Here is a 24,631-nt window from a genome sequence, read left to right as displayed (position 1 = left end):
CCGTTGTCCGTCGTGAAGATCAACGTGCTGACCGTGCCCGCCGACATGCGGGCGGAGCTGGAACGGCGCTTCTCCAGCCGGGCAGGGATGGTGGAGTCGGCCGACGGGTTCGAGTGGTTCGAGCTGCTGAGGCCGGTGGAGGGCACGGAGCAGTATCTCGTTTACACGCGCTGGCGCAGCGAAGAGGACTTCCAGAAGTGGCAGCAGAGCCAGGCGTTCCAGCGCGGCCACGCCCAGGCCGCCGCCCAGGCCGCCCAGGCCGCCCAGGGGCACGGACAGGGCCACGGCCATGGGCAGGGGCCGGCGGCGACGGGCTCCGAGGTGTGGACCTTCGAGGTCGCCGAGAGCGCGGGCCCCAAGGCGTAGGCCCGCGCTCGTCTCAGGCGTCCAGCGGGTTGCGCGCGATCCGGTCCACGATGCCGCCCGCCACGAACCGGGCGGCGAAGCTCGCCGGCTTGCGCGCCCCCTGCTCCGAGACGCACACGGCGAACTCTTTGGAAATCTCCAGCCGGGGGTAGCGCTCCAGCACCTCCCGCCGCACGTCGGCGGGGATCTCGTCGGTACGGCGGCCGGAGATGTCCATGCCGGTCGAGAGCTCCAGCAGGTGCCCCTCGGGATCCTCCTCCACCGGCACCTCCTCCCACATGTGCCGGATGATCACCTCGGAGGCGCGTAGCCTGCGCTCGGGCGACCAGCCGGCCCCGGCGCAGAAGGCCCAGGCCACGTGACCGCCCGCCTCCTCGTACGGCACTGTGTGGCTGTCGAACTCGGCGACCAGGCCGATGTCGTGCAGCATCGCCGACACGTACAGCAGTTCGGCCTCGAAGGCGATGCCGTTGTCCCGCGCGTACGCGGCCGCCCACAGGTAGGCGCGGATCGAGTGGTTGAGCAGCGACGGCGAGTGGTAGCGGCTGGCCACTTCGAGCGCGCCGCGGCAGGCGGGTGTGTCCGGGATCACGAGGTCGTCGAATGTCACGGGCACCAGCATGTCGCGGCGGGCCCACCGCTCGCCAGCCAGGGTGCCGGGTGCGAGCATCAGGCGACTGCATCGGGTGGTTAACGAATCAGGCATTCACCTTGACCGGCTGATCGCCATTCGAAAGCATGTCCCACCCTCATCTTTTGTCCCGAAAGGAACTGGCGTGCGCCAGCTCGCGATACCTCTTGCCCTCACACTCGCAATCGGCGGGTTCGTGAGCCCTGCGCAGGCCGACAAGGTGACGCGTACCGCGGAGTGTCAGGGCGACTGGCTGCCCGGCACGCCGACGGCCGGCGACGTCATGCGGGGCGAGATCTCGCTGGTGGGGCTGCCGGCGTACAAGCTGGGCAAGAAGATCAACTGGGGTGCGAGCCCGTACCGGAACCGCTCGTGGGAGTACGTGTTCCAGTCGCTGCGCTGGATGGGCACGCTGGTCGTCGAGTACGAGAACAGCGGCGAGGAGCAGTATCTGGAGCGCGCCAAGGAGATCGCCAAGGACTGGGTCGCGAACAACAAGTACGGTGCCCGCGGCACCAAGGCGTACGTGTGGAAGGACCACCCGGTCTCGCTGCGCAGCCAGCCGCTGCTCTGCCTGAGCAGGCACGTCAAGGAGAGCTGGCTGAAGGACAGCCTGGCGACGCACGCCAGGCTGCTCTCCGACGCGCGGCTCTACAAGAAGGGCCACAACCACGGCATCGACCAGGACATCGCGCTCATGGGCATCGGCTGCAGGTACGGCCGCGAGGACTGGGCGAACCTGGCCTCCAAGCGCCTCACCGGCACGGTCAAGCTCGACGTCGACGCGCAGGGCGCGCTGATGGAGCAGGCGCCGCGGTACGCGGTCTACGTGTACGGCCGGCTCCAGGTCGCGATGACGAACATGAAGTCCTGCGGCCGCAAGGTGCCCGGCGCGATCTCCTCCCGGGCCGAGGCGCTGAAGGACTTCATCGCCCACTCGACCATGCCGAACGGATACATGGTTCCCCTCGGGGACGGCAGCGCCGAGACCGAGCCGAAGATGGAGACCGGCACGCCGAAGCAGGAGGTCAAGGCGTACCGGGCGGGCTACGTGTTCGGCCGGACGGCCTGGGGCAAGCCGGAGTCGGCGTACTACTCGATCAGGTTCGGGCCGGGCATGAAGTACCACGGGCACGAGGACCACCTGGGCGTGACGTACTACGCGCAGGGCCGCGACATCCTCGTCGACGGGGGCTTCCACTCCTACGAGCAGAGCTCCTACCGCCACTGGACGCTCTCACCGGAGGCGCACAACGTCCCGGCGGTGGTCGGGGCCCGGTTCCAGCCGCGCACCTCCTCCCAGCTCACCAAGTCCTCGTACGGGAAGGACCGCCAGTCGTTCCGGGTGACCGACAAGGCGTACGGGGTGAGCCGGACCCGTTCCGTGCTGGTGAACCACGGCGAGGACGTGATGGCGGTGCTGGACACGGCGGGGGGCGGCAAGAGGGTCAGGAACATGTGGCGGTTCGCCCCGTCGTTCAAGTTGATCTCCAACGGCGGCGGCAAGGTCGTGCTGGGCGACGGGAAGTTCAAGGTCACGCTGGTGCAGCTGTCGTCGTCATGCGACCGGGTCGGCGGGCAGAAGGTGGAGCGCGGCGGGAAGCTGGGCTGGGTGTCGCCGACGTACCTGTCCAAGCAGCCGGCCAACGTCGTCGTGTCGCCGGCGGCGAAGTCGCTGCTCACGGTGATCGTGCCGGGCACGGACTCGCCGAAGGTGTCCTGCTCCGGCGGGAAGGTCACGGTCGAGGGCGTCTCGTTCCCGTCCGACCTCTTCTGAGGCCTGCCTGCTGGGGGCGCCGCGCGCCCCCATGCGGGCGGTCAGCAGTCGCGGCCCGCGCGCAGCAGGCCGTACGTGACCGCCTGCTCAAGCGCCTGCCACGAGGCCTCGATGATGTTCTCCGCGACCCCGACCGTTGCCCACTCGCCCGTGTCATCGCTCGAGGTGATGAGCACCCGGGTGATGGCGTCCGTGCCGTGGGTGTCCTCGAGTATGCGGACCTTGAAGTCCACCAGCTCCAGTCTGGCCAGCTCGGGATAGAGCTGCTCCAGCGCCAGCCGCACGGCCCTGTCCAGGGCGTTGACGGGGCCGTTGCCCTCGCCGGTGGCCACGATGCGCTCGCCCTTGGCGTGCACCTTGACCGTGGCCTCGCTGACCAGCTCGCCGCCCTTCGTCCGCTCGACGATGACGCGCCACGACTCGACCGCGAAGTGGCGCTTGCGCTCCCCGAGCACGGTGTCGCGCAGCAGCAGCTCGAACGAGGCGTCCGCGGCCTCGAACGTGAAGCCCTTGGACTCCAGGTCCTTGACCCGCTCGACCAGCGTCTTGGTGTGCTCGGGCGTGAGCTCGTAGCCCAGCTCGCGGCCCTTGAGCTCGACCGAGGCGCGGCCGGCCATGTCGGAGACCAGCATGCGCATGTCGTTGCCGACGGCCGCCGGGTCGATGTGCTGGTAGAGGTTGGGGTCGACCTTGATGGCGCTGGCGTGCAGGCCGGCCTTGTGGGCAAAGGCGGACATGCCCACGTAGGGGGCGTGCGAGTTGGGGGTGACGTTGGTGACCTCGGTGATCGCGTGGGCGATGCGGGTCATGTCGGCGAGCGCGTCCGGCGGCACGAGGTCGAAGCCCCGCTTGAGCTGGAGGTTCGCGACGACGGTGAAGAGGTTGGCGTTGCCGGAGCGCTCGCCGTAGCCGTTGGCGCAGCCCTGGACGTGCGTGGCCCCCGCCTTGACCGCGGCCAGCGTGTTGGCGACCGCGCAGCCGGTGTCGTCGTGGCAGTGGATGCCGACGCGGGCGCCGGCCTGGACGGCCTCGTGGACGATGCCGGCCAGCTCGTCGGGGAGCATGCCGCCGTTCGTGTCGCACAGGGCGATGACGTCGGCTCCTGCCTCGGCGGCGGTTTTGAGGACCTCCAGCGCGTAGGCTGGGTTGGACCGGTAACCGTCGAAGAAGTGCTCGGCGTCGAGGAAGACCCGCTGTCCCTCCGCACGAAGATGAGAGACCGTGTCGCGGATCATCGCGAGGTTCTCCTGGAGAGTCGTGCGGAGGGCCAGCTCCACGTGCCGGTCGTGGCTCTTGGCGACAAGGGTCACGACCGGCGCGCCGGATTCGCGCAAAGCGGCCACCAATGGGTCGTCGGCTGCCTTCACACCGGCCCGGCGGGTCGCGCCGAACGCGGCTAGTTGCGCGTGCTTCAGGTCGAGCTCTGTTTGAGCGCGCCTGAAGAACTCTGTGTCCTTGGGATTGGCGCCCGGCCAGCCCCCTTCGATGAAACCGACGCCCAAGCCATCCAAGTGACGAGCGACGGCGAGCTTGTCGGCGACGGTCAGGCTGAGGCCCTCCTGCTGTGCGCCGTCACGCAGCGTCGTGTCGTAAACGTGGAAGCGGTCGTCGGCCATGGGTCTCACTTCTTTCTGGAAAACAAAAAGACCCCTCACGGACGTGAGAGGTCTGCGCGCTGGCGGTGTCCCTGTATCAGCCAGCGCGCCTGCCGATAATGAGCAGACCGTAGAACATGGTGCCGCCCAGTCTGCCACATGGATTCACCATTCGGCACATCGATCTCAACCGGTGGGACACGGCGCGTCACACCGCTGTGCTGAATGCGATCTCATGCCGACTTCCTAGACCGTCACGCCGCCGCCTCCTGTGATGGCGCGTTCGAGCGCGGCGGCGTCGAGCGCCTCGTTGCCCAGCAGCTGCCCGTCGAGCAGCAGGGTCGGGGTGCCCTCCAGCCGGACCTTCGCGGTCTCCGCCAGATGCTCCTCGGCGTACGACTGGGACGTCACGCACTCGTCCACGGCCGCGCCCGCCTTCCTGGCCGCGCCGGCCAGCTCCTCGACGGTGAACCCCGACGCCACGCCGTGCGGCGCGGGCTGGATGGCGTACAGCTCGTCCCTGAAGGCCAGCCAGTTCGCCTCTGGGACGCAGCGGGCGGCCGCGCCGGCGCGGATGGAGTTGGAGCGCATGGGCTCGTCCTGGAAGATCGTCACAGCATGGAAGACGACCTTGACCCGGCCCTCGCGCGCCAGCCGCTGGATCGTGGCGTCGACCTTGGCGTGCATCTCCTTGCACACGGGGCAGTCGAAGTCCTCGTACACGTCTAGCACGGGAGCGCCGCTCGACCTGTCCGCCAGCACCATGGAGCCGTCCGCCTGCCTGATCAGCCGCACCCCGTCCGACGACACGCCCGGCTCGGAGAACGCCAGGACCGCCAGCACAGCGATCGCCACACATGCCAGCGCGACAGCCACCAACCGCTTCATCATTTGCCCACTCTCACCTCATTGATCGCGCAGACCCTACCTGAAACGGAAACAATGGCCGCATGAAGGCATACCTCCTCGACGCCGCCGTCGCACAGTACGTCCACGACCACTCGACCAAGCCCGACCCCTTGCTGGAGGAGCTGGCGAAGGAGACGGCCGAGGTCGCGGGCGAGAGGGCGGAGATGCAGATCTCCCCCGACCAGGGCGTCTTTCTCACCATGATCACCCAGCTCGTGGCGCCCGCCGTGGCCGTGGAGGTGGGAACGTTCACCGGATATTCGTCTCTGTGCATCGCCCGCGGGCTGTCGGGCGGCCGGCTCCACTGCTTCGACGTGAGCGAGGAGTGGACGTCGATCGCCCGCCGCTACTGGGCGGAGGCAGGCGTGGCCCACCGGGTGACGCTCACGCTGGGGCCGGCGCTGGAGACGCTCGCCGCGTTCGACCAGACCGTCGACCTGGCCTTCCTCGATGCCGACAAGGGCAACTACCCCGGCTACTACGAGCTGCTGATGGACCGCATGCGGCCCGGCGGGCTGATCGTGGTGGACAACACGCTGCGGAGGGGGTACGTGGCCGATCCGGCGCACGACGAGGCCACGACGGTGGAGATCCGCCAGTTCAACGACCTGGTGATCGAGGATCCGCGGGTGACCGTGCTCATGCTGCCGGTCGCCGACGGGATGACGATGATCAGGAAGAACTGATCCCGTCCAGGTTCGCGAAATCAGCCCTTCGCGCGATCTTCCGGAATACGCTGAGTCATCTCACGACTACGCGAGGACGACGGCATGGTCAGGCCACTCGAAGAGCGTTTCCGCACGGTTCGCGATCTGCTCCCCGAACATCGGGTGGAAAGAACCGCGGGCCGGATCGTGGTGAACGAGTCGGGCACCTGGCAGCACAACCGGATCATGTCGCGGCTGCTGTTCCAGATCGTCGGCACGGTCGCCGCGCGGGGCTGGGAGATCTGGCCGAACATCACCGTCTACCTGGGTGAACACGCCGACCAGTACGTGCCCGACCTCGCCGTGGTGCCCTGCTCGCCGCGCATGGAGGAGGACCACGCCGTGCACGGCGATTCGACGGTGCTGCTGGTGGACGTCGTCTCCACCAGCAGCACCTACGACGACTACTTCGTCAAGCCGCGCGGCTACGCGCCGGCCGGCGTGCCGCTCTATCTGCTGATCGATCCGTTCCAGGACGCGGTGCGGCTGTTCAGCGAGCCCGCCGGGCCTGAATACGGCAGGCAAACGGTCGCGGGCGCGGGCGAGCGGCTGCTGCTGCCCGCTCCGTGGGGATTCGCCCTCGACACCGGGGAACTGCTGGACTAGACGATCTTGTGGATCCAGTTGCGGGGGTCGGGGCGGGCGCCGTACTGGATGCCGACCAGCTCCTCGCGCACCCGCATCGTCACCGGCCCGGGGGTGCCGTCGCAGACGGTCCAGGCGCGGTCGGCGCCCTTCACCGAGCCGACCGGCGTCACCACGGCCGCCGTCCCGCAGGCGAACACCTCCGTCAGGTCGCCGGACTCGCACCCGGACTGCCACTCGTCGACCGAGATGAGGCGCTCCTCCGTCTCCAGGCCGAGGTCGTCGGCCAGCTCCAGGATGGAGTCCCTGGTGATGCCGGGCAGCAGGGTGCCGGTCAGCGCGGGGGTGACGAGCTTGTTGCCGAAGACGAAGAACAGGTTCATGCCCCCCATCTCCTCGACGTACTCGTGGGCCTGGGCGTCCAGCCACACCACCTGGTCACAGTCGTTCTCCACGGCCTGCCGCTGGGCGACGAACGCCGCGGCGTAGTTGCCGCCGCACTTGGCGAACCCGGTGCCGCCGGGGGCGGCCCGCGTGTACTCGGTGGACAGCCAGACCGAGACGGGCTTGATGCCTCCCGTGAAGTACGAGGCCGCCGGCGAGGCGATCACCATGTACTTGTACGTCTTCGACGGGTAGTTGACCCCGAGCCCCGCCTGGGTGGCGATCATGAAGGGCCGCAGGTAGAGGCTGTGCCCCTCGGTGGTGGGCACCCACTCCCTGTCGGTCGCGACGAGGAGCTCGAGGGAGTCCACGAAGGTCTCCTCGGGCAGCTCCGGCATGGCCATGCGGGCGGCCGAGCGGTTGAAGCGGCCGGCGTTCTCGTACGGGCGGAACGTCACGATCGAGCCGTTGATCTGGCGATAGGCCTTCAGGCCCTCGAACAGCTCCTGCGCGTAGTGGAAGACCGAGGTGGCCGGATCGAGAGAGAGCGGTCCGTACGGCATGAGCCGGGCGTCATGCCACCCCTGGCCCTCCGTGTAGTCGATCGAGATCATGTGATCGGTGAAGGTCTGCCCGAATCCCGGGTTCGCCAGTACCTGCTCGCGCTCGGCCGCGGTGCGAGCGTGGTCGGATAGCTGCACGTCGAAGCTGAGCTTCTGAGCGATGGTCATGACGGCGATCCTTCTCTCTGCGAATCTGCGAAATCTACCGAATCCTGCGGATCTGCGGATCCACGATGCTGCGGTAGCACTGCCCGGGGGCAGCTTGTACTTCCTATTGTCTCGCTATATGGGATGGCAAGCGGCCCATGGGCTGGTTCACCCGCTTGCACGCAAAAACGCGCCCGGCAGTCCTTCTCGGACCACCGGGCGCGTTTGAGGCTAGGCGGTCCTAACCGGATACTCGCGCGGTGATGTCGTCACCGATCTCGTGGGTGGTGCGGCCCGCCCAGCCGGCCAGCCGGTCCACGATGTCGTCGGCGACCGCCTGCTCGACCCTGCCCGCTTCGGCGTGCAGGCCGAGGTGGTCGAGGAGCATCGCGACGGAGAGGATCGTCGCGGTCGGGTCGGCCTTGCCCTGCCCGGCGATGTCGGGCGCGCTGCCGTGCACCGGCTCGAACATGCTGGGCGAGATCCGCTCGGGGTTGATGTTGCCGCTCGCGGCCAGCCCGATGCCGCCCGCGATGGCCGCGCCGAGGTCGGTGATGATGTCGCCGAACAGGTTGTCGGTGACGACCACGTCGAACCGCTCCGGCTGGGTCACGAAGAACATCGAGGCCGCGTCGATGTGGCAGTAGTCGGTCGTGACCTCGGGGTATTCCTGCGCCAGGCGGTTGACCGTGCGCTGCCACAGGTCGCCCGCGTAGGTGAGGACGTTGGTCTTGTGGACGAGCGTGAGCTTCTTGCGCGGCCGCGCCATGGCCCTGTCGAACGCGTAGCGCACCACGCGCTCGACGCCGTAGGCGGTGTTGAGCGACTCCTGGGTGGCGATCTCGTGCGGTGTGCCGCGCCGCATGGCGCCACCGGTGCCCGCGTAGAGGCCCTCGGTGCCCTCGCGGATGACGATCATGTCGATGTCCTCGGCGGGCGTGTCGGCCAGCGGGGTCTCCACGCCAGGGAACAGCTTGACCGGCCGCAGGTTGACGTAGTGGTCGAACTCGAAGCGGAGCCGGAGCAGCAGGTCGCGCTCGAGGATGCCCGGCGGCACGCTGGGGTCGCCCACGGCGCCGAGCAGGATCGCGTCGTAGCCACGCAGCTCCTCGAGCACCGCGTCCGGCAGCGTCTCGCCGGTGCGGTGGTAGCGGGCGGCGCCCAGATCGTAGTGCGTGGGCTCGATCTTCGTGCCTACGGCCTCCAGGACCTTGAGTCCTTCGGCCACGACCTCGGTGCCGATGCCATCCCCGGGGATGACGGCCAAGCGGATATTACGCGACTCCATGGGCGGTACCTTACCGGCTCGTCTCGACTGACGAACACATCATCTCATGTTTCGGACAAGTGGCCGGAGCTCGACGCGAGGTCGCCGCATCGGCTCATCGGTCACCGACCTGCAATGGCTCGAGCAGGTCCCGGGCGACGCTCCGGCGCTGGTCGTCGCCGAGGGCCTGCTCCACTACCTCGATCCGGCCGAGGGCCGCGCGCTGCCGCGGGCCATCGTGGAACGTGACCGGACGCGCGTTCGGCATCGACGGCTTCGAGGAGCCGTCAGGGGTCCATAGGGCGCGGCCTGGGTCGCCAAGGCCCTGCCGCGGATGAAGCGGACGGCAGTGTTCTACTGGGTTCTACTCGGTTCTACTGGTTTCACTGGCTGGAATTCTGAGGCGCGCCGCCGTTGTCCCGGCGGTCCAGCGCGGTCTGCACGGCCTCGGCGGCCTCGTCGTCGTGGTCTTCGGCACGGTTCCAGGCATACATCTCGTACATGGCTCTCATCTCGTTTCGCGGACGCGTTCCAGATGGGACGTCGGACCCCGGTCGCGAATCCGACCGGGCCTGATCTCGCGGTCCGGATCACGGACCGAACGATGGGACTTACCGGCCGACACAACGCCGCTCACCGCGGCGAGTCGTCGACCTGCCCTAACAGGCCCCGCCGCGGCAGGTAATGAGTACGAGCACCTGGCGCATTTGTAGTTACACTACCTGAGCCATCTCGTTGGATGTCCTAGTATCTCGCATCCTGAGACAAGAAAAAGCCGCCACCCGGAACGCTCCGGGTGACGGCCCTGTCTGATCAAGAGGCCAGAGGATCAGTCCTCGAGGTCCACCGAACGGCCGCTCTCCGCGCCGATCTCGCCCTCGATCTGCTCGACCACGTCGGCCGGGATCGCGGAGTCGACGGTCAGCGCGATGAGCGCCTTGCCGCCCTTGACGTCGCGGGCCACCTGCATCGAGGCGATGTTGATGCCCCGCTCGCCCAGGATGCGGCCGACCACGCCGACGATGCCGGGACGGTCGGTGTAGGTGAAGAAGCACAGGTGGGCCGTCGGCTCGATCTCCATCTCGTAGCCGTTGACCTCGACGATCTTCGTGATCTGGCGGGGACCGGAGAGGGTGCCCGAGACCGAGACCCGGCGGCCGTCGGCCAGGACGCCGCGCACGGTGACCACGTTGCGCCAGTCGGGGCTCTCCGAGCTGGTCACCAGCTCGACGGTGATGCCGCGATCCTTGGCCAGCAGCGGGGCGTTGACGTACGTGACCTGCTCCTCGATCACGTCGGCGAACACGCCCTTGAGCGCGGCCAGCTCGATCACCCGCACGTCATGCGAGGCGATCTCGCCACGCACCTCGATGTCGAGCTTGGTGGCGACCTCACCGGCCAGCGCGGTGAACACGCGGCCCAGCTTCTCCGCCAGCGGCAGGCCCGGCTTGACGTCCTCGGCCACCGCGCCGCCCTGCACGTTGACGGCGTCCGGCACGAATTCGCCCGCCAGCGCCAGCTTCACGCTCCGCGCGACCTGGGTGCCGGCCTTCTCCTGCGCCTCGTGGGTGGAGGCGCCCAGGTGCGGCGTGGCGACGACCTGGTCGAGCTCGAACAGCGGGCTGTCGGTGCACGGCTCCTTGGAGAACACGTCGAGGCCCGCTCCCGCGACCCGCCCCTCCTTGATCGCCGAGTAGAGCGCGGCCTCGTCCACGATGCCGCCGCGCGCGACGTTGATGATGCGGACGGACGGCTTGACCTGGTGCAGCTCCCTGTCACCGATGAGCCCGAGCGTCTCCTTGGACTTGGGCAGGTGGACGGTGATGAAGTCGGCCTGCTTGAGCACCTCTTCGAGGCTGAGCAGCTTGACGCCCATCTGCGCGGCGCGGGCCGGCGGCAGGTAGGGGTCGTAGGCGATCAGCTCGACGCCGAACGGCTGCAGCCGTTGTGCCACGAGCTGGCCGATCTTGCCCAGGCCGAGGATGCCGACGACCTTCTCGTCGAGCTCGACGCCGGTGTACTTGGAGCGCTTCCACTCACCGTTCTTCAGCGCGGCGTGGGCCTGGGCCGTGTTGCGCGCGCTGGCCAGGATGAGCGCGATGGTCTGCTCGGCGGCGCTGGTGATGTTGGAGGTCGGCGCGTTGACGACCATGACACCGGCCTTGGTGGCCGCGTCGACGTCGACGTTGTCGAGGCCGACGCCGGCCCGCGCGACCACCCGCAGCTTGGTCGCCGCGGCGATGGCCTCGGCGTCGACCTGAGTGGCGGAGCGCACGATCAGCGCGTCCACGTCGGCGAGGGCGGGCAGCAGCTGGGAACGGTCGGCGCCGTCGGTGTGGCGGACCTCGAAATCAGCGCCGAGCACGGCGAGGCCGGCCTCGGACAGCTCCTCTGCGACCAGAACGACGGGCTTGTTCACAGGTGTGAATCCTTAGGGGCTTGCGGCGGGTCTTTCGGGGGACACATCCCACGGATCCCCCAGCGGTCCCACAGAGTCTATCCGTCGCTTGTGAACGCGTTCACGAGGGACCCACGATGTGAGACAGGTCCGCCGTACCCAGCAGGCGGCAAACTCATCCACTCTGCGGCCATCTTTGTCTTGATCGGGAGATTTATTAGCCATTAGCCTGATAAGCCGTGACCAACTACCTATCGTTCGTCATATGAGCATCGGGAATCCTGCGCTTGCCGACGTGCTCGCCCAGCATGGCACGCCCCATCGCCTGCTGGGCGCTCTCGCCGACGGTGGTGTCCTGGTGGCAGTGCGACCAGATCGTTCGGTCGTCCTCGGGACGACCCAAGCCGGTGACCGCGTGTTGCTCGGATACACGAGCCCCGCTACCTATGCGAGGCACCGCGGAAGCCATTCCCTGTCGGCGTGCGACGCCGACACCATCCTGGACATCCAGCGCGTCACCGGCGTGCGGGAGATCGTGATCGACGCGGCCGGACCAGCCGCCGCTGCCGTGCCGATCGACGACCTCCAGCGCTTCCTCACTACGACGCGCACGGGGCCGACTCCCGTCCTGTCAGGGGCGGTGCCGGCCGCCTATGCGACGGGCGCGATGGCCACCGTGTCACGCGGTGCCGCGCTGGCCCAGGTGGCGCCCCCGAGCCCGCAGGCGCCGTCGTTCCCGTGGGTGCCCGCGCCGCGGCCGCACCTGTCGGGGCCGATGCAGCAGGTGGACCCGGGCTACCGGCGGTGCACGCACCCGATCCTGCCCGCGCTGCGGCAGGCGATCGCGCAGTTGCTCATGGACTTCCCGCTCGTGCACCACGTCTGGATCTCCGAGGCCCGCACGGCGTCCGGGGCTCCGGGGATCATGCTGCACGTGAAGGTGCACATGTCGGCCGCCGAGGACGTCGTACGCGACCTGCACCGTCTGGTGCGCGCGCGGCTCCCGCAGTTCGCGGCCAGCGGGGCGCCGATCCTCATGGCCAGGGTGGCGGACACGCGCAGCGAGCGACGGATGATCGAGATCGGCGCCCACGTGGTGTGCGCCGACGTGTGCGACTGACGGACCGGCAGGGGCCGGGGCGACCGGGTCCCCTGGCGCATGCGCGAAAACTGGGTCTCCCTGAGCAAGCTCTCGCTCGGCTTCAATGAGAGCATGATCACATCGGCGGTGAGCACGCCCACCGTCCCCCGAGGCGTGCGCCTCGGCTACGGCGTGGGTTCGTTCTGCACGGCCACGGTCAACGCCGTGCCCGGGCTGCTCCTGCTCTACTACATGACCAACTTCCTGGCCGTGCCCGCGTGGCTGGCCGGGGTGGTGGTCACCGCGCCCAAGGTCTGGGACCTGATCATCAATCCGCTGGTCGGGCGGTGGTCGGACCGGACCGTCTCGCGCTGGGGTCCGCGGCGGCCGTGGCTGCTGGCCGGGGCGTGCACGCTGCCGATCGCGTTCTTCCTGGTGTTCGCCGGGCCGCCGCTGACCGGGGCCCCGGCCGCCGCCTACGTGGGCCTGTGCTTCCTGGCGACGGCGACGGCCTACGCGCTCTTCGAGGTGCCGTACAAGGCGATGCCCGGCGAGATGACGCACGACTACCACGAGCGCACGTCGCTGCTGCAGTGGCGGATGGTGTTCATCGGCGTGGCCACCGCGATCAGTGGCGTGCTGGCGCCGGCCATCGCCAACAGCGAGGGCGAGAACGGCACCCTGGGCAGCTACCGGGTGATGGCGGTCACGATCGCGGTCATCCTGTTCGCCGCCATGCTCGGCTCCTTCTTCGGCACCGCCCGCGCTCCCATGACCGGCGCGCCGGAGGCGGACCGGGGCGGGTGGCGCGAGCAGTTCGCGGCGATCAAGGGCAACCGGCCGTTCCTGTGGCTCACCGTGCTGGCCTGCACGCAGATGCTGGCCGTGAGCATGATGCTGGCCGCGGCGCCGTACTTCGCCACCTACACGCTCGGCACGCCCCAGGCCACGCAGACGCTCTTCGCCGCGCTGGTGGGCCCGATCCTGCTGACCATGCCGCTGTGGGTGCGGCTGGCCAGGCGGTTCGACAAGCGCGGCGCGATGATCCTGGCGGCGCTGCTGTTCGGGGGCGGCACGACGGCGACCATGGCGACGCCGCTGTTCGGCGCCGTGTGGGCGCACCTGACGATCCTGCTGGTGGGCGTCGGGTACGCGGGGGTGCAGCTGATGCAGTTCTCGATGCTGGCGGACGTGATCGCGGCGGACGCGGCCAAGACGGGCAAGCGGCGGGCGGGCGTGCTGACCGGGCTGTGGACGGCCATCGAGAACGCGGTCAGCTCATCCGGCGCACTGATCTTCGGCGTGATCCTGTCGATCGGCGGCTTCATCGAGTCGGAGCCGAGCAAGCCGGTCCAGCAGCCGGACAGCGCGGTGACCGCGGTCCTCATCGGGCAGACCATGGTCCCCGCGCTGATCATCCTCGCGTCGGTGCTGATATCAATGAAGTACCGCCTCACGCCACCCGTCGCGCCAGCGCAAGACGCGTCCGCGTGAACGCCCCGGCGACCAGCGCCGCCAGCAACGGCAACCCGATCGCGACCCCGGCCATGAAGAGCCAGGGGATGGAGATCGTGGTGGGGCCGGGGTCGTAGAAGGCCTCCCCCGGCTCCCGGTCGTTCATCCGGGTCAGCGGCCAGGTCAGCGCGATGCCGCTGACCGCGCCCCCGACCACCCCTACCAGGGCGCCGAGGCCCGAGATGTACGCGGCCTGGGCCGCCACCACGAGCCTGCGGACCCGCGGCGGCCCGCCGACCGCCGACATGGTGTCCAGGTCCTGGCGCATGTCGGCCGCCGCCAGGCCGGTGGCCGCGAACGTGCCGCCGAACACCAGGACCAGCGCCGCGCCCAGCAGCACAAAGAGGGTGACGAAGAGGTCCTCATCGTAGGTGCGCTCCACGTCGACGGACGCGATCTCGCTCACGGCCCTGAGGTCGCGGCGCAGACCTTCCTCGTCGGCGGGCAGGTGCGAGGCGTAGACCACGCGCTCGGCCACCTTGAGCCCGGCGGCCTCCACGGCCGACGCCGGGATCAGGGCGCCGGTCTGCGCGGGCTCGGCCGCGCTGGACACCACGGCCGGCACCTTGACCGTCGTGGCCCGCCGCGGACGCTCGCCGTCCCATGCCCGGGTGTCCAGCTCGATCATGCCGTCGTGAACCAGCTCGGGATCGAACGCCACGACCTTGCCCTCCGCCAGCGCCGCGGCGGCCTGCGCGTCATGGCGTCCTTGGAGGAAGGACAGTAGCCGCTCGTCGCCAATCGGCATGGGCATGCTGTAGTGGTCGGGCGGATAGCACCTCTTCTTGTCCGGGCACTTCTCGGGGCTCCAGGCAACGGTCAGGATCACGTTGCCGCCTTGGTCGTTCATCGCCTCCATCCCGGCGACCAGGCTCACTCCAGGCAGCCTCCGCTCGACCGCCGCCCGCAGCCGGGACCACCCCTGGTCGTCCAGGTTGCGCCCCTTGACCGTCAAGGTGCCCGTGGGCACGAGCGATGAGCGGTTCGCCTCGCGTTCGGCGTAAGCGCTGCTGACGCCGATGCCGATGGTGACCGCCGCCATGGTGGCTCCCATGACGGCCGCGGCGGCGGAGGACGTGCGGACGCGGTGGCGGGAGGCGTCGCGGACGGACAGGCGCAGCGGGAGCGGCAGCGACCGGGCGAGCCGGCCCGTGGCGCGCACGAACCATGGCATCAGCGCGACCAGGCCCAGTACGAGGATCGCGGCCGAGGCCGCGACGGACAGGATGCCGTGGCGCACGGCCACGAAGCTCGCGCCGAGCCCGAGCACCACCAGCGCGAGCCCGAGCAGCGGACGGCCGGCGCGCGCGTGCGTGTCCACGGCGGCGCGCCCGGCCAGCACCTGTACGGTGCTCTGCCGGCTCGCCTGCAGCGCGGGCACCAGCGCGGCGGTCAGCCCGCTGACCACGCCCAAGGCCGCCACGCCGAGCACCTGCCGCCACGGGACGTCCACGGGACCGTGCGACCAGTCCAGCGCGCGGGCCGCGGCGGACTCCACCAGCACGCCAGCGCCGATGCCGAGGGCGGCGCCGAGCAGCGCGGCAGCGCCGCCGAGCACCAGGCCGTCGGCCAGCACGATGGACCGGAGCTGCGGGCCCGAGGCGCCCTGTGCCGCGATGACCGCCAGCTCCCTGCGCCTGCGCCGCAGCCCGACGGCGAAGGCGGGCCCGGCCAGCAGGGCGGTCTCCGTGACGATGAGCACGACGGCGATGCCGAGCGAGGCCGCCGCGCGCGCGCCGCCGTCCGGCTCCCATACGTCTTCGGCCAGCTCGGCCGGCGTGGGGTTCTCGGTCACGGCGCGGGAGGCGACGGCCAGGCCCGCCTGGTTCAGCCGCCGGATGTCCGCCCGCTCCACGGGGCCGGGCGTATCGGCGAGCCAGCCGCTGCTGTTGCCATCGTTCTGGTGGGGCAGCACGGTCTCCGGCAGGGCGACCAGCTCGGGCAGGCCGGGCCGGTTCGGGTGCTGGACGACGCCGACCACACGCACCGGCTTGTCCTGCCGGGTCACCTTGATCGTGCCGCCCACCCGCGCGCCGCGATCGGCCAGCTCGGGAGAGACCGCGACCTCGCCGGGGCCGGCGGCGAACCTGCCCTCTTTCAGCTCGCGCAGGCCACGGGTCATCGGGTCGCGCAGGTCCACCTCCAGCACGTCCACCCGGTCGTAGCCGTCGCCCAGGCGGGCCTCCACGACGTTGTTCTGGTAGCGGAGCAGGCGTCCTTCGAGCAGAGTGTTGATCTCGGCGGGCGTCCAGGGCCGGCCGGAGCGCGGTGCGTCGCGCTGCGTGTGGGTCCCGCCCGCGTAGCCCTGCTTGACGGGGGTGCGGAAGGGGAGCGTGATCAGGCGCGCGTCGGCCGAGCCCAGCAGGGAGTCGAGCTTCTCCTGCGGGGTGACCTGGGTGGTGGCGGCGCCGGTGAGCACCGCCGTGATGACCAGGACGGGCAGGCCGATCATCACCATGATCAGCGCGGTGCGGCCCTTGAAGCGCAGCGCGTCCCTGCGGGAGATCCGCAGCGCGGCGCGGAAGGCGCTCATCGGGCGCTCTCCAGTCGCACGGCGTTCGCCTCCGCGATCAGGCCGTCACGCAGGTAGATCACGCGGTCGGCCCAGGCGGCGTAGCGCGGCTCGTGGGTGACGAGCAGCACCGCCACGCCGTCGTCGCAGCGGGAGCGCAGTAACTGGAGGATCTCGTCGCCGGTGGCGGTGTCGAGGGCGCCGGTCGGCTCGTCGGCCAGCAGCAGCCGCCGCTCTCCGACCAGCGCCCTGGCGATGGCCACACGCTGGCGCTGTCCGCCGGACAGCTCCTCGGGGAAGCGCTCCGCGACCGCCTCGGCCCCTACCTCGGCCAGCACGGTCAGCGCCTCCGTCCGGGCCCGCGCCGATCGGACGCCGTCGAGCTCCCTGGGCAGCATCACGTTCTCGGCGGCCGTGAGGGACGGGATCAGGTTGAGGTCCTGGAAGACGTACCCGACGCTGCCGCGCCTGAGGGCGGCCAGGTCCTTCACCTCGGCGAGGTCGCGGCCCTCGATCGTCACGCTGCCGGAAGTGGGCCTGTCGAGGCCGCCTGCCAGGTTGAGCAGCGTCGACTTGCCCGAGCCCGACGGGCCCATGACCGCGACGAGCTCCCCGCTCGACACCTCCAGGCTCACGCCCCTCAGGGCGTGCACCTGGCCGTGCTCGCGGGTCACCTCTCGCAACCTCACCACAGTCATGAGTTCTTCTCCTTGGACTTCTCGGTGGAAACGACCTCGCAGTGGTCCAGCCAGCGCTGCTCCGCCTCGGCCTTGAAAATGAGGGAATCGAGGACCAGCCGCTGCGCGAGCCCTCCGGTGGCGGCCCGCTTGGCGTGGGTGAGCTCCTGCAGCCCGCGCATGGTGGCCATGCGCTGGGTGTGGATGACCTCGGCCACGTCGACGTCCGCGCCGGCCGCGGCCATCGCGATCTTGATGGCGAGCTCGTCCCGAGGCCGGTCGTTCTGGGCGACAGGGGTGCTGAACCATCGCTCCAGCTCCGTACGACCGGCCTCGGTGATCGTGTAGACCGCGCGGCCCTGCTCGTCGGTGCCTCCCGGCGCTACGAGCCCGTCGCGCTCCAGGCGGGAGAGCGTCGTGTAGACCTGGCCGATGTTGAGCGGCCAGGTCGCCCCCGTCGACGCCTCGAACTCCACCCGTAGCTGGTAGCCGTAGCGCGGTCCGCTGCTCAGCAACGCGAGCAGTCCGTGTCTGATCGACATGGATACTGAGTATGCATACCGGGTATGCCCTTGGCAACTGATTCGTATTCTGGACAGGGGACGAGGTTCGGGCCGATACTCGCTACATGAGCTCGACACACCCGCCCTTTCGCGCATCCGACGGGGAACGTGACCGCGCGATCGACGAGCTCAAAGACCGCGCCGTAGAGGGCCGGATCTCGCACGACACCTTCGTGGGCCGCGTGGACCAGGCGCTGCGCGCGCGCAGCCGCTACGAGCTCGACGAGCTGGTGGCCGACCTGCCGCGGCGGCAGACGATCAGGCAGCGGCTGACCGATGCGGTGGCGTCGGTGTCGGAGTTCTCCACCAAGCTGCAGTCGGCCTGGCGGCGGCCGCGGCTGCCCCGGCTGGCGCTGCCCGACGACGATCGCCTGCGTTACGTGGTGGGCCGGGGGTCGGCCTGCGACCTCGTCCTGTCCGACCTGACGGTCTCCCGGGTCCACGCCGAGCTGCGGCGCGAGGGCGACGGCGGGTGGCTGCTGGTCGATCTGGGGTCGCTCAACGGCACACGGCTGAACGGGTGGCGGCTCGTCGGGCCCGCCCGGGTGAAGTCGGGCGACGAGATCTCGTTCGGCGACTGCGGCTTCCTGCTGACGTCGGGCCAGCCGTCCTTCTGATGCCGCGCGCCGTGGCGTACCGGCGGATGCGATGAAGCGATAAATACGGATATTTGCGGATTACAGGCTGACTGCGCTGATCCATGCTCTCATGCGATCCCCCAGTCCTTTGGAGACCCCATGCGGCGCACCTCAGCCTCCCTCGTCGCGGGCGCGCTCGTCGCGGCCCTCGCGTGGGCGTCCAGCCCGTCCTCCCCCGCTGTCGCCCTCGAACCCTCGGCCGGCGTGGCGGACCTGACCCAGGACATCAACCAGATCCTCAGCGACTCGCGGCTCACGATCGCCAGGGCGGGCGTCGTGGTCAAGAGCGCGGCGACCGGCGAGGAGCTGTACGCCACCGACGCCGGCAAGCTGCTCATCCCGGCGTCCAACACCAAGCTGTTCACCTCGGCCGCGGCGGCGGAGACGCTCGGCCTCGACTACCGCTTCCCCACGACGGTCCTGAACACCGGCCGCAAGACCGGCTCCATCCTGACCGGCGACCTGGTGCTGCGCGGCACCGGCGACCCGACCATGCTGGCCGGGGACTACGACGCGCTGGCCGCGAAGGTCGCGGCCGCGGGCATCAAGGTCGTCACGGGCAAGCTGGTGGCCGACGACACCTGGTTCGACTCCCAGCGGCTCGGCAACGACTGGTCGTGGGACGACGAGACCGCCTACTACGCGGCGCCCATCTCCGCCCTGACCGCCTCACCCGACCGGGACTACGACGCGGGCTCGGTGATCGTCGCGGTGGCCGCCGACGGCGACAAGGTCAAGGTGTCCACGACACCGGAGACCGACTACCTGAAGATCGTCAACAAGGCCACCGTGGGCTCGGCGACCAACGTGCTCATCGAGCGGCAGCACGGCACGCGGACGGTCGTGATCACCGGTACGGTGGCCGCCCCGTACCAGGAGTGGGTGGCCGTGGACGACCCCACCGCGTACGTCTCCTCGCTGTTCCGCAAGTCGCTGGCCAAGCACGGCGTCAAGGTGCTCGGGCCGACCGCGGCGGGCGCGACGCCGGAAGGGGCGAAGGAGCTGGCCGGGCACGAGTCCATGACGCTGGGCGAGCTGCTGGTGCCGTTCATGAAGCTGAGCAACAACATCCACGCCGAGATCCTCACCAAGGCCATGGGCCGCAAGGCCGCCGATCAGGGCACGTGGGCGGCCGGGCTCAAGGTCAGCACCGACTTCGCCAAGGCCAACGGGGTTCAGGTGATCAACATGCGGGACGGGTCCGGGCTGTCGCGCCGCGACGGGTTCTCGCCCGGCTCGATCGCGCAGCTGCTGACCGCCGTACGCGGCAAACCGTGGTTCCAGACCTGGTACGAGTCCCTGCCCATCGCCGGCAACGCCGACCGCTTCGTCGGCGGCACGCTGCGCAGCCGGATGCGGAACACGCCGGCCGCGAACAACGTCCACGCCAAGACGGGCTCGCTGACCGGCGTGACGTCGCTGTCCGGGTACGTCACGAGCGCCGAGGGCGAGCCGCTGATCTTCTCGATCATGCTGAACCAGTACCTGTCCGGCTCGCCGAAGGACATCGAGGACAAGATCGCCGTCCGGCTGGCGCAGTTCTCCCGCGCCAACCCGGTCGGCGCCGCCGCCCAGCTCCGCTCGGCGGACGACGCCCCGGCGGGCGACCTCGAGTGCTCGTGGCTGAAGCCCGTACAGTGCTAGCCACCCGCTGACCCCGCGGCCCTCTGACGTCCAGGGGGCCGCTATGGTTTACCGAGCTCGGCGCGTGTCCCATCACAATTCGGCCACTTGGAGCTCCAGGTATGGGTCGACTTTTCGGGACATGGCCGACTTTGGAGGACCAGAATGCGGATTCGACGCAGTGTCGAGCCCTCAACCGGAGGACAAATGCGCAGACAGCTCCAGGCGTTGGCCTGTCTCGGGAGTCTGGCGGCATTGAGCTTCCCCGCGCCCGCCGCGCAGGCGGCGAACGCGAAGCCGCAGACCGCGACGCAGGCGTGCCGCGTGGTCGCGGTCAAGCCGCTCGTGTCCAAGGGCAAGGTACGGGGCTCGGCCGTCAGGACCGGATGCGCGGACAAAACCCGCCTCCGGGTACGCATCACGGTGGCCGTAACGGGCCCCGACCGCGTCGTCAAGAGCGGCTCGCAGATCGTCGGCAACGGGCGCATCACCGCCGGCGCCGGCTGCTCCGGCACCGCGCGCCGCTACTACGTGGTCGCGCTCGACGCGCAGGGCCGGACCAGCCAGTCGCGCCCCGTGAAGCTGTCGTGCGGGCGCCCGGCCGCGAGCGGGGGCTTCGCCTCGGCGGCGGAGACGGCGGTCGTCAAGCTCACCAACGAGGCCAGGGCCAAGAACGGCTGCCGCCCCCTCGTCCACGACGCCAAGCTGCACCTGGCCGCCGACCGGCACTCGGCGGACATGGCGGCGAACAACTACTTCGACCACGACTCGCGCGACGGCCGCACGTTCGACCGGCGCATCCGGGCGACCGGCTTCGCCTTCACCAGGGCGGCCGAGAACATCGCCAAGGGCCAGCCCAGCGCCGCCGCCGTGGTCAGGGCTTGGCTCAACAGCCCCGGTCACCGAGCCAACATCATGAACTGCGCCTTCACCCACATCGGCGTCGGGCACAACGCCAAGGGCCCGACCTGGACACAGGACTTCGGCGCCCACTGAGAGCCACGGGAGCGCAGGGCTTCACCGGCCACACCCCAAGCCGGTTTCCCACCGCACGCCCAAGCGCTCCCCTCCCAGCGGGCCCGGCCGCGTCTCCCCCCGCACACTGGACCGCGGCCGGGCCCGCCTTTCCGCCCGGCGTCTCCGGGCCGGCCCCGCACTTCCGTTCACCTTCTCCGGGCCCGCACCTGCCCTTCCCGCCCGGCGTTCCCCGACCCGGCTCGGGGGCGGGCGCCACACCCGCGCGCCGGCCCATGAGGACGGGCTCGGCCACCGGCCGCCGCCTTCGGTGCCGTGCCGGTCGTCCCGCGGCCACCCTGCGCGTACGGGGCGCGGGGTGTGCGGGCCGAGCATCGGGTTCACGTCACGAGGGGCGGCGATCGGCGAAGCGGGCCAGGACCAGGGACTCGACGACGCCGACCACCGCGTACGCGAGGATGGACACGGCCGTGACCACCACGATGTCGGCCCACACCTCGTCGTACCGGAACCCGCCGATCGCCCGCAGGATCTCGGCGCCGATGCCCTGCCCGGTGGCCAGCCACTCGGCGATGAGCGCGCCGATGATGGAGGCGGGCACGGAGATCCGGGCGGAGGCGAAGACCGAGGGCATCGCGGTCGGCACGGCCACCTTGCGCAGGACGGTCAGGCGCGTGCCACCGTACGCCATGATCAGGTCGCCGGCCTGCGGGGAGGCGGACCTCAGGCCGAAGGCGATGTTCACCAGCGCGGGGAAGAACACGACGATGCCGCCGATGACGGCCACGCCCATCAGGTCCCGGCCGAAGATCAGCGTGATCAGCGGGGTCATCACCACGAGCGGCACCGACCGCAGCAGCATCGCGACCGGCATGAACGTCTGCTCGACGGTCCTGAACAGCACGAAAACCACGGCAACGGCCGTGGCGGCGACCATCCCCGAGGCGAAGCCGACGGCGGCGTCCCTGATCGTGATGCCCAGCGCGCCGAACACGGCCTCCCGGTGGGCGGCCGACCCCGTCAGGTACGCCCAGACCTGCGGCGGCCGCTTCCCCACGAGCGGGCTGATCCCGAACGCCTCCAGCAGCAGCCACCACGCGGCCACGACGATGACCACGGACGGCACGAGGGGCCCGACGATCCTCAGCACGGTGCGGCCGATCACGGTGATTCGCCTCTCGACCAGGGGGTGACCACGCGGGCGACGAGCGCGACGGCGGCGTACCCGAGCCCGGCGATCAGGCCGGATACGAGCGCGAGCCCCCAGGTGCGCGGCACCTGGAACTGCTGCTGGGAGATCATCAGGGAGACGCCGAGCCCCTGGTCGTTGCTGCCGAGGTACTCGCCGATGACGGCGCCGAGCAGCGCGGAGGGCGCGGAGATCTTCAGCCCGGCGAACGTGCTGGGCAGGGCGGAGACGATCTGCACGTAGCGGAGCCTGGCGAGGCGGCCGCCGCCGTACACGGTGATGAGGTCGAGGCTCGCCCGGTCGGCGGAGCGCAGCCCGAGCAGGGCGCCGATGAGCGTGGTGAAGAAGACGGAGATGGCGGCGAGGAACACCACGGTGGCGTCGCCGCCGAAGACGACCAGCACGATGGGCCCGATGGCCAGCAGCGGCACGCAGTAGCTGATCACCGCGAGCTGGGTGGCGACGGCCTCCAGCCGCGGCACGAGCAGCACCAGCAGCGCCACGCCGATGGCCAGCCCGTTGCCCCACAGGAAGCCCTGGACCGCGGCGGACACGGTGGCGGCGGCGTTCGGGCCGTAGAAGGCCCAGCCGTCCTGGCCCATCGAGGCCAGCACCGCCCACGGGGTGGGCACCGCGCCCCCGCCGGCGAACACGGTCACGGCCAGCAGCCACCAGAGCCCGACGAGGGCGACGACACCGGCCAGGCCCTGGGCCCGTCTCATGAGCCGTGCCCGAACAACAGGTCGGTGAGGTGGTCGTGGATGGCGTGGAACTCGGGCATGCGCATCATGCCGGGCGTACGCGGGCGCGGCAGGCCGATCTCCACCAGCTCCACCACGCGCCCGGGGCGGGGGCTCATGACGGCGACCACGTCGGACAGGAAGACGGCCTCGCCGATGCCGTGCGTGACCATCAAGGTGGTGGCCGGCTTCTCCGTCCAGATGCGCAGCAGCTCCAGGTTGAGCCGCTGCCTGGTCATTTCGTCGAGGGCGCCGAACGGCTCGTCCAGCAGCAGCACGCTGGGCTTGACCACGAGGGCGCGGGCGATGGACACGCGCTGGCGCATGCCGCCGGACAGCTCGGCGGGCCTGGCCTTCTCGAACCCCTCCAGGCCGACCAGCTTGATCAGGTCGTCGATCACGCCGGGCTCCGGCCTGATCCCGGCGACCTCCAGCGGCAGCCGGATGTTGGCCGCGACGCTGCGCCAAGCCAGGAGCGCCGAGTCCTGGAAGGCGATGCCGAGATGGTGACCGCGGCGCAGCTCCTCGGGGGTCTCGCCGTTCACCCGGAGCTCGCCGCTGGTCGGCTCCTCCAGGCCGGCCAGGATGCGCAGCACCGTCGACTTGCCGCAGCCGGACGGGCCGAGCAGCGACAGGAACGAGCCCTTCGGCGTCTGGAGGTCCACGCCGTCGACGGCGGTCAGGCCCTTGCCGAAGGTCTTGCTCAGCCCGGTGATGCTGATCCCGCTCATGACGGCTTCAGGCTCGGGTCGGCCTTGTAGATCTCGTCCAGGATCGTCAGGTCGAACAGCTGCTCGGCCTTGATGTTCAGCCCGGCCTTGGCGAGGGAGGCGATGTTCTGCTCGATCAGCTCGGGCGTCATCGTGAACAGGCCGTTGGCCTTGGCGTCGGGGGTGACGACGAGCTCGTTCTGCATCTTGGCCTCCTCGGTCTGCTCCTTGACGTCGAGGTTCTGGTCCTTGCCGTAGACGGTGGCGGCCAGCTCGGCGGAGCGCGCGGGGTCGGCGACGGCGTCCTTCCAGCCCTTGATCTCGGCGGTCAGGAACGCCTTGAGCTTGTCGCGCTCGCTGTCGATGGTCTGCTGGGTCACGGTGAACGTCTCGGCGACGAGCGGCAGTCCGGCGTCGGCGAGCAGCAGGTACGCGGGATCGTGGCCCTGCATCCTCAGCCGTACGGGGCCGCTGGTGACGAAGCCGACGTACCCGTCGAGCTGGCCGGAGGTGAGCATCGACGGGTCGGACTGGAACGGCACCCGCTTGACGCTCGCCGGGTCGATGCCGTTGGCCTTGAGCAGCGCGTTCCAGACCAGCTCGTTGGAGTCCTGCACGCCGATCCGCTTGCCGACGAGGTCCTTGGCCTGCTCGATCGGGTTCTTGCTCAGGGAGACGATGGCGAACGGGTTCTTCTGGAAGGTCGCGCCGACGATCTTCAGCGGGGCACCCTGGAGGATGGCGGGGGCGGTGATGGTCGGCGCGGACAGGCCCGCCCAGCAGCGGCCGGTGGCCAGGCCGGACTCGACCGAGGTGCCGGAGCCGCCGCCGGACAGCAGCTCCACCTGGGAGAACCCGGCCGACGTGAAATACCCCTTGCTGTCGGCGAAGTACTCGCCCGCGAACTCGACGTTCTTCTTCCAGGAGAGCTGCAGCTTCACCGCCCCGAACCCGTCGCCGCCGGAGGACGTGGTGGTGGTCGTGCCGCCGTCACCGCAGGCGGCCAGACCGAGCGCCAGGCCGGCCAGACCTGTTGTCCGCAGGAACGCACGGCGGTCGAAGGTAGCCATAATTCTCCT

At 70.0% G+C, this 24,631-nt stretch carries 23 protein-coding genes; 9 read left to right on the top strand and 14 right to left on the bottom strand.

The window, feature by feature from the left end; all coding sequences use genetic code 11:
• The first annotated feature begins 3 nt into the window (after positions 1-3).
• Positions 4-366, top strand: coding sequence for an antibiotic biosynthesis monooxygenase family protein (locus tag EJK15_RS00365; protein ID WP_138708299.1), 363 nt, complete (start codon positions 4-6; stop codon positions 364-366).
• A gap of 13 nt (positions 367-379) precedes the next feature.
• Here the strand turns inward: EJK15_RS00365 and EJK15_RS00360 are convergent, their stop codons facing one another.
• Entirely contained in the window at positions 380-1,036 is a 657-nt protein-coding gene (locus tag EJK15_RS00360; protein WP_240776671.1) for an HD domain-containing protein, read from the bottom strand.
• Positions 1,037-1,142: 106 nt separating this feature from the next.
• Between EJK15_RS00360 and EJK15_RS00355 the strand changes: the two genes are divergently transcribed.
• Positions 1,143-2,774 (top strand): heparinase II/III family protein, encoded by a 1,632-nt coding sequence (locus tag EJK15_RS00355; RefSeq protein WP_240776670.1) that lies wholly within the window; start codon positions 1,143-1,145, stop codon positions 2,772-2,774.
• 41 nt (positions 2,775-2,815) lie between these two features.
• Here the strand turns inward: EJK15_RS00355 and cimA are convergent, their stop codons facing one another.
• Positions 2,816-4,390: a citramalate synthase gene (cimA, locus tag EJK15_RS00350; protein ID WP_138708298.1), complete on the bottom strand. Its 1,575-nt coding sequence runs from the start codon at positions 4,388-4,390 to the stop codon at positions 2,816-2,818.
• A 225-nt stretch (positions 4,391-4,615) separates the two neighbouring features.
• Complete coding sequence (locus EJK15_RS00345; protein ID WP_138708297.1) at positions 4,616-5,260, bottom strand: DsbA family protein; 645 nt, start codon at positions 5,258-5,260, stop codon at positions 4,616-4,618.
• A 59-nt stretch (positions 5,261-5,319) separates the two neighbouring features.
• Here EJK15_RS00345 and EJK15_RS00340 point away from each other — a divergent pair, with 59 nt between their 5' ends.
• Both EJK15_RS00340 and EJK15_RS00335 read left to right on the top strand, forming a co-directional pair.
• A complete protein-coding gene (locus EJK15_RS00340) occupies positions 5,320-5,964 on the top strand; it encodes an O-methyltransferase (RefSeq protein WP_138708296.1) in 645 nt (214 codons plus the stop codon).
• Positions 5,965-6,048: 84 nt separating this feature from the next.
• Positions 6,049-6,591 (top strand): Uma2 family endonuclease, encoded by a 543-nt coding sequence (locus EJK15_RS00335; protein WP_138708295.1) that lies wholly within the window; start codon positions 6,049-6,051, stop codon positions 6,589-6,591.
• On the opposite strand, the gene EJK15_RS00330 is transcribed toward EJK15_RS00335, so the two are convergent.
• From EJK15_RS00330 to serA, 4 genes are all read right to left on the bottom strand, one after another.
• Positions 6,588-7,685, bottom strand: coding sequence for a branched-chain amino acid aminotransferase (locus tag EJK15_RS00330; protein WP_138708294.1), 1,098 nt, complete (start codon positions 7,683-7,685; stop codon positions 6,588-6,590). The genes EJK15_RS00335 and EJK15_RS00330 overlap by 4 nt on opposite strands.
• A 220-nt stretch (positions 7,686-7,905) precedes the next feature.
• Positions 7,906-8,952, bottom strand: coding sequence for a 3-isopropylmalate dehydrogenase (locus EJK15_RS00325; RefSeq protein ID WP_138708293.1), 1,047 nt, complete (start codon positions 8,950-8,952; stop codon positions 7,906-7,908).
• A 94-nt stretch (positions 8,953-9,046) separates the two neighbouring features.
• Complete coding sequence (locus EJK15_RS69985; protein ID WP_171074019.1) at positions 9,047-9,199, bottom strand: hypothetical protein; 153 nt, start codon at positions 9,197-9,199, stop codon at positions 9,047-9,049.
• A 561-nt stretch (positions 9,200-9,760) separates the two neighbouring features.
• On the bottom strand, positions 9,761-11,350 hold the full coding sequence (serA, locus tag EJK15_RS00320) for a phosphoglycerate dehydrogenase (RefSeq protein ID WP_138708292.1): 1,590 nt from the start codon (positions 11,348-11,350) through the stop codon (positions 9,761-9,763).
• Between the two features lie 244 nt (positions 11,351-11,594).
• On the opposite strand from serA, the gene EJK15_RS00315 reads away from it, so the two are divergent.
• A complete protein-coding gene (locus EJK15_RS00315; protein WP_138708291.1) occupies positions 11,595-12,449 on the top strand; it encodes a hypothetical protein in 855 nt (284 codons plus the stop codon).
• Positions 12,450-12,488: 39 nt separating this feature from the next.
• On the top strand, positions 12,489-13,904 hold the full coding sequence (locus EJK15_RS00310) for an MFS transporter (RefSeq protein ID WP_240776669.1): 1,416 nt from the start codon (positions 12,489-12,491) through the stop codon (positions 13,902-13,904).
• Here the strand turns inward: EJK15_RS00310 and EJK15_RS00305 are convergent.
• The 3 genes from EJK15_RS00305 to EJK15_RS00295 are packed head-to-tail and all read right to left on the bottom strand — an operon-like array spanning position 13,864 to position 17,656.
• Entirely contained in the window at positions 13,864-16,458 is a 2,595-nt protein-coding gene (locus tag EJK15_RS00305; RefSeq protein WP_138708290.1) for an FtsX-like permease family protein, read from the bottom strand. The genes EJK15_RS00310 and EJK15_RS00305 overlap by 41 nt on opposite strands.
• Positions 16,455-17,135: an ABC transporter ATP-binding protein gene (locus tag EJK15_RS00300; protein WP_138708289.1), complete on the bottom strand. Its 681-nt coding sequence runs from the start codon at positions 17,133-17,135 to the stop codon at positions 16,455-16,457. The genes EJK15_RS00305 and EJK15_RS00300 overlap by 4 nt, the downstream gene beginning before the upstream one ends.
• A complete protein-coding gene (locus EJK15_RS00295; protein WP_138708288.1) occupies positions 17,132-17,656 on the bottom strand; it encodes a PadR family transcriptional regulator in 525 nt (174 codons plus the stop codon). Before EJK15_RS00295 ends, EJK15_RS00300 begins: the two co-directional genes overlap by 4 nt.
• 86 nt (positions 17,657-17,742) lie before the next feature.
• Between EJK15_RS00295 and EJK15_RS00290 the strand changes: the two genes are divergently transcribed.
• From EJK15_RS00290 to EJK15_RS00280, 3 genes are all read left to right on the top strand, one after another.
• Positions 17,743-18,294: a DUF1707 and FHA domain-containing protein gene (locus EJK15_RS00290; RefSeq protein WP_138708287.1), complete on the top strand. Its 552-nt coding sequence runs from the start codon at positions 17,743-17,745 to the stop codon at positions 18,292-18,294.
• A 120-nt stretch (positions 18,295-18,414) separates the two neighbouring features.
• Positions 18,415-19,959: a D-alanyl-D-alanine carboxypeptidase/D-alanyl-D-alanine endopeptidase gene (gene dacB, locus EJK15_RS00285; protein WP_138708286.1), complete on the top strand. Its 1,545-nt coding sequence runs from the start codon at positions 18,415-18,417 to the stop codon at positions 19,957-19,959.
• Positions 19,960-20,145: 186 nt separating this feature from the next.
• On the top strand, positions 20,146-20,934 hold the full coding sequence (locus tag EJK15_RS00280) for a CAP domain-containing protein (protein WP_138708285.1): 789 nt from the start codon (positions 20,146-20,148) through the stop codon (positions 20,932-20,934).
• Positions 20,935-21,298: 364 nt separating this feature from the next.
• Here EJK15_RS00280 and EJK15_RS00275 read toward each other — a convergent pair whose 3' ends face one another.
• Genes EJK15_RS00275 through EJK15_RS00260 form a run of 4 tightly spaced genes read right to left on the bottom strand, consistent with a single transcriptional unit; the run spans position 21,299 to position 24,622 of the window.
• Entirely contained in the window at positions 21,299-22,078 is a 780-nt protein-coding gene (locus EJK15_RS00275) for an ABC transporter permease (RefSeq protein ID WP_240776668.1), read from the bottom strand.
• Positions 22,075-22,824 carry an ABC transporter permease gene (locus EJK15_RS00270; protein ID WP_138708284.1) on the bottom strand — a complete coding sequence of 250 codons (750 nt, stop codon included), beginning with the start codon at positions 22,822-22,824 and terminating at the stop codon, positions 22,075-22,077. Before EJK15_RS00270 ends, EJK15_RS00275 begins: the two co-directional genes overlap by 4 nt.
• Positions 22,821-23,573, bottom strand: coding sequence for an ABC transporter ATP-binding protein (locus tag EJK15_RS00265; RefSeq protein WP_138708283.1), 753 nt, complete (start codon positions 23,571-23,573; stop codon positions 22,821-22,823). The genes EJK15_RS00270 and EJK15_RS00265 overlap by 4 nt, the downstream gene beginning before the upstream one ends.
• On the bottom strand, positions 23,570-24,622 hold the full coding sequence (locus tag EJK15_RS00260; RefSeq protein WP_138708282.1) for an ABC transporter substrate-binding protein: 1,053 nt from the start codon (positions 24,620-24,622) through the stop codon (positions 23,570-23,572). Before EJK15_RS00260 ends, EJK15_RS00265 begins: the two co-directional genes overlap by 4 nt.
• Positions 24,623-24,631 lie beyond the last annotated feature (9 nt).

This window comes from Nonomuraea basaltis (assembly GCF_005893125.1).
In the GTDB taxonomy this organism is placed as follows: domain Bacteria; phylum Actinomycetota; class Actinomycetes; order Streptosporangiales; family Streptosporangiaceae; genus Nonomuraea; species Nonomuraea basaltis.
The sequence above is the reverse complement of the archived record's forward strand: the minus strand, read 5'-3'. Positions and strand labels throughout refer to the sequence as shown.